General features: G+C 70.2%; 5 protein-coding genes. 2 read left to right on the top strand and 3 right to left on the bottom strand.

Going from position 1 to position 4,327, the window contains the following annotated elements:
• A partial coding sequence (locus tag AB0J39_RS38430; protein WP_363473983.1) for an HNH endonuclease signature motif containing protein occupies positions 1-275 on the top strand: 275 nt, incomplete at its 5' end.
• A gap of 7 nt (positions 276-282) precedes the next feature.
• On the opposite strand, the gene AB0J39_RS38425 is transcribed toward AB0J39_RS38430, so the two are convergent.
• Both AB0J39_RS38425 and ahcY read right to left on the bottom strand, forming a co-directional pair.
• Positions 283-1,539: an adenosylhomocysteinase gene (locus tag AB0J39_RS38425; protein WP_363473981.1), complete on the bottom strand. Its 1,257-nt coding sequence runs from the start codon at positions 1,537-1,539 to the stop codon at positions 283-285.
• Between the two features lie 63 nt (positions 1,540-1,602).
• The gene (gene ahcY, locus AB0J39_RS38420) at positions 1,603-3,030 is read right to left on the bottom strand and encodes an adenosylhomocysteinase (protein WP_363473979.1); all 1,428 of its coding nucleotides are present in this window, start codon (positions 3,028-3,030) and stop codon (positions 1,603-1,605) included.
• A gap of 167 nt (positions 3,031-3,197) precedes the next feature.
• Between ahcY and AB0J39_RS38415 the strand changes: the two genes are divergently transcribed.
• The gene (locus AB0J39_RS38415) at positions 3,198-3,530 is read left to right on the top strand and encodes a MerR family transcriptional regulator (RefSeq protein WP_346230083.1); all 333 of its coding nucleotides are present in this window, start codon (positions 3,198-3,200) and stop codon (positions 3,528-3,530) included.
• A 15-nt stretch (positions 3,531-3,545) separates the two neighbouring features.
• Here AB0J39_RS38415 and AB0J39_RS38410 read toward each other — a convergent pair.
• On the bottom strand, positions 3,546-4,327 hold a 782-nt coding region (locus AB0J39_RS38410; RefSeq protein ID WP_363473977.1), incomplete at its 5' end, for a hypothetical protein.

Below are 4,327 nucleotides of genomic sequence, written 5' to 3'. Positions count from 1 at the left end.
ACGCCACCTGCTGGATCGACGGCTGCCCCCTGCCCGCCACCAAGTGCCAGATCGACCACGCCGACAACTGGAGCACCGGCGGCCTGACCGACCTCGAACTCCTCGGCCCCGCCTGCCAGTTCCACAACCGCGACCGCTACCAACACCCCGACCACTACACCCGCCGCAAGACCGGCACAGACCGCTGGGCCTTCACCTACCACCACCCCGGCCACCACCCCGGCCACCACCCCAGCAGTGAGCCCGGCGGGTGCGCGAGTGAGGAGGATCGATGACCGGAGATCAGGACCCGAGACGCCAGGAGTGGAGATACTCCTCCTGCTCGACGGTGAGCGCGTCGATCGAGATGCCGGCCGCGGCCAGCTTGAGGCGGGCCACCTCGGCGTCGATGCCGGCGGGGACGTCGTACACGCCGGGCGTCAGCCGGGCCGACTCGCCCACCAGCCAGGCGACGGCGAGCGCCTGGGCGGCGAACGACATGTCCATCACCGCCGCCGGGTGCCCCTCGGCCGCGGTCAGGTTCACCAGGCGCCCCTCCGCGAGCAGCAGCAGCCTGCGGCCGTCGTCGAGGACGTACTCGTCGGTGTTGGGCCTGATCCCGAAGCGCACCTCACGCGCCATCTCCTCCAGCGCGCGCACGTCGATCTCGACGTCGAAATGGCCCGCGTTCGCGAGGATCGCGCCGTCCTTCATGACGGCCAGGTGCTCGGCCCGGATGACGTCGCGGTTGCCGGTGACGGTCACGAACACGTCTCCGGTCTCGGCGGCCAGGCTCATCGGCCGCACGTCGTAGCCCTGCAGGGCGGCGTCGAGGGCCTTGACCGGGTCGATCTCAGTGACGACGACCCTCGCGCCGAGGCCCTTGGCCCGCTCCGCGACGCCCCGGCCGCAGAAGCCGAAACCCGCCACGACGACGGTGCGGCCGGCCAGCAGGACGTTGGTGGCCCGCATGATGCCGTCGAGCGTCGACTGGCCGGTGCCGTACCGGTTGTCGAACATCCGCTTGGTCCGGGTGTCGTTCACCGCGACCATCGGGAAGCGCAGCGCGTTCTCCGAGGCCATCTGGCGCAGCCGGATGATCCCGGTCGTGGTCTCCTCGCAGCCGCCGATCACGTCGTCGAGGAGTTCGACCCGCTCGGTGTGCAGCGTGTTGACGAGGTCGCATCCGTCGTCCAGGACGATGTGCGGCGCGATGTCGAGCGTCTGGTGGATGTGCCGGTAGTAAGTCTCCATGTCCACGCCGGCGCGGGCGTGGACGGCGATGCCGTACGTCCTGAGCGCCTCGGCGACGTCGTCCTGCGTGGACAGGGGGTTGGACGCGGCCAGGGCGATTTCGGCGCCGCCCTCCCGCAGGGCCCCCATGAGCACCGCCGTCTCGGCGGTCACGTGCATGCAGGCGGCCACGCGCAGGCCGTCGAACGGCCTGTCGGCACCGAAACCGGCGCCGACCGCCCGCAGGACCGGCATCGACCGGGCCGCCCACTCGATGCGGCGCTCTCCGGCCTCCGCGATGCCCGCCGTGATGTCCGGCTGAATCACGCCGTCTACCTCCTGACGAGGGGCGCGGGCCCGGGCCCGCGCCCTCGTCGTGCGACCCGCCTGTCAGTAGCGGTAGTGGTCCGGCTTGTACGGGCCCTCGACGTCGACGCCGATGTACTCCGCCTGCTTCTTGCTGAGCGTGGTCAGCTTCACGCCGAGCGCGTCGAGGTGGAGGCGGGCGACCTTCTCGTCGAGGTGCTTGGGCAGCACGTAAACGCCGACCGGGTACTCCTCGGTCTTCGTGAACAGCTCGATCTGAGCGATCACCTGGTTGGTGAACGAGTTCGACATGACGAACGACGGGTGGCCGGTGGCGCAGCCGAGGTTCATCAGGCGGCCCTCGGCGAGCACGATGATCGAGTGCCCGTCGGGGAAGACCCACTCGTCGACCTGCGGCTTGATGTTGATCCGCTCGATGCCCGGGATGCGGGTCAGGCCGGCCATGTCGATCTCGTTGTCGAAGTGACCGATGTTGGACACGATCGCCTGGTGCTTCATCTGCGACATGTGCTCGGCGCTGATGATGCCGTAGTTGCCGGTGCAGGTGACGAAGATGTCCGCGATGCCGACGACCTCCTCCAGGGTGGTGACCTGGAAGCCGTCCATGGCGGCCTGGAGCGCGCAGATCGGGTCGATCTCGGTGACGATGACCCGGGCGCCCTGGCCGCGCAGCGCGTCGGCGCAACCCTTGCCCACGTCGCCGTAGCCGCAGACCACGGCGACCTTGCCGCCGATCAGCACGTCGGTGGCGCGGTTGAGACCGTCGATCACCGAGTGGCGGCAGCCGTACTTGTTGTCGAACTTCGACTTGGTCACCGAGTCGTTGACGTTGATCGCCGGGAACAGGAGCGTGCCGGACTTGTGCATCTCGTACAGCCGGTGCACACCGGTCGTGGTCTCCTCGGTGACGCCCTTGATCTCCTCGGCCACGCGGGTCCACCACTTGTCCTCGGAGACCGTACGGCGGAGCGTGTCGAGGATGACCGCCCACTCCTCCGGGTCGTCCTCACCGGCGACCGGCACGGCGCCGGCCTTCTCGAACTCCACACCCTTGTGGACGAGCAGCGTGGCGTCGCCGCCGTCGTCGAGGATCATGTTGGGGCCGGAGCCGTCGGGCCAGCGGAGGGCCTGCTCGGTGCACCACCAGTACTCCTCCAGCGTCTCGCCCTTCCAGGCGAAGACCGGGACACCGGAGGGGTTGTCCACCGTGCCGTCCGGGCCGACGACGACCGCCGCGGCGGCGTGGTCCTGCGTGGAGAAGATGTTGCAGCTCACCCAGCGGACGTCGGCGCCGAGCGCGACCAGCGTCTCGATCAGTACGGCGGTCTGGATCGTCATGTGCAGCGAGCCCATGATCTTCGCGCCGCGCAGCGGCTGCGCCGCGGCGTACTCCTTGCGGGTCGCCATGAGGCCCGGCATCTCGTGCTCCGCGAGGCGGATCTCTTTGCGGCCGAATTCCGCCAGCGAAAGGTCGGCGACCTTGAAGTCCATGAGTGTCTCCTCCATTGTCCGTCGGTGCGAGTTTAGGCGTCGCGGACGCGCCGACGCATACGGAGCCGTGCGAACCTGACACAAGAATGTGAGATTCCGTCGCCGACGGGTGCCGGAGGGCCGCCGGACTGTCTAGCGTGGACCCAGGAACGGGGACCGGAGGCACGATGCGCATCACCGAGGCGGCCAGGCGGCTCGGCATGTCTCCCCGGATGCTGCGCTACCGGGAGGCCCTCGGCCTGCTGCCGCCCGTACGGGACAGGGGCGCCCATCGGCGTTTCGGGCCCGACGAACTGGAGGCGGTGCGCCAGGCGATGGAGCTGGAGCGCCGGTTCGACGTCTCGCCGGCCGAGCTGGCCTTCGCGCTCCGGGCGCTGTCCGAGCCCGCGGTGGCCCAGGCCGTACGCGACCTCGGTGTGCGCATCGGGCGCATCCAGGCGCCGCGCCGGGCGCTGGACTTCGAGAAGGAGAAGGCCCTGCGGCTGCTGCGGCAGCGCTGAGTCAGCGCCGCTGAGTCAGGCGCCGACCACGAGGCGCAGGTCGTCGGCGCGCAGGATGTCGGCCGTAACGTACGGCTGCTCGCTCACGATGTCGGTCATCGTCAGCGGGACGTTCAGAGACGGCACCAGCCTGAGCGCTTTGACCAGGAGGTTCGGGTGCTCCGCCGTGAACTCCTGCGGCAGGCCGAGAAGCTTGGCGGTCATCTTCGTCGTGCAGATCACCACGTTGCCCTCGAAGGTGAACGTGCTGCCGGTCAGCGTCGTCGGGCCCATCGTCTGCGTGGGCCGCTCCAGCACGGCCTTGTCCATCGTGAAGCGGAGCATCTTGACCGTGCCGGTCGCGGTGGGCATCTCGACCACGCCGGTGAACTTCATCCCGGTCATGGTCAGGGAGGGCGCGCGGACGGCGGCCGTCTCGGTCGCGACCCGCACTGCCCCCGGCACGCTACCCCCGGGCGTGGACGAGTCCCCCGGTCCGCCCTCGCCGTCCTCCCCGGGCGACGGCGAGGGACTCCTCCTGCCGGTGAGGGACCCCACGGCGTCCTGCAGGCTCGTGGGCAGGTCGGTGGGCAGAGCCGTGGGCAGGGACGTGGGGACCGTGCTGGGCAGCACCCCGCCGAGGACGTCGGACAGACCGCTGGGAACGGCGCTCGGAACGACACCGGACAGGAGGGAGCCGCCCTGCCCGTCCGGACCGGGGTCCTTGGGCGCCATGGCCGTTCCGGCCGCCAGGATGGCGGGAAGCACGGCGATGGCCAGCGCCCTCGTCGCCGGGCCCGGGCCTCCGTCCCCGCGTC

Source organism: Microbispora sp. NPDC049633 (assembly GCF_040675265.1).
Classification (GTDB): Bacteria; Actinomycetota; Actinomycetes; order Streptosporangiales; family Streptosporangiaceae; genus Microbispora; species Microbispora maris.
This window is presented reverse-complemented; position numbering and strand designations above follow the sequence as displayed.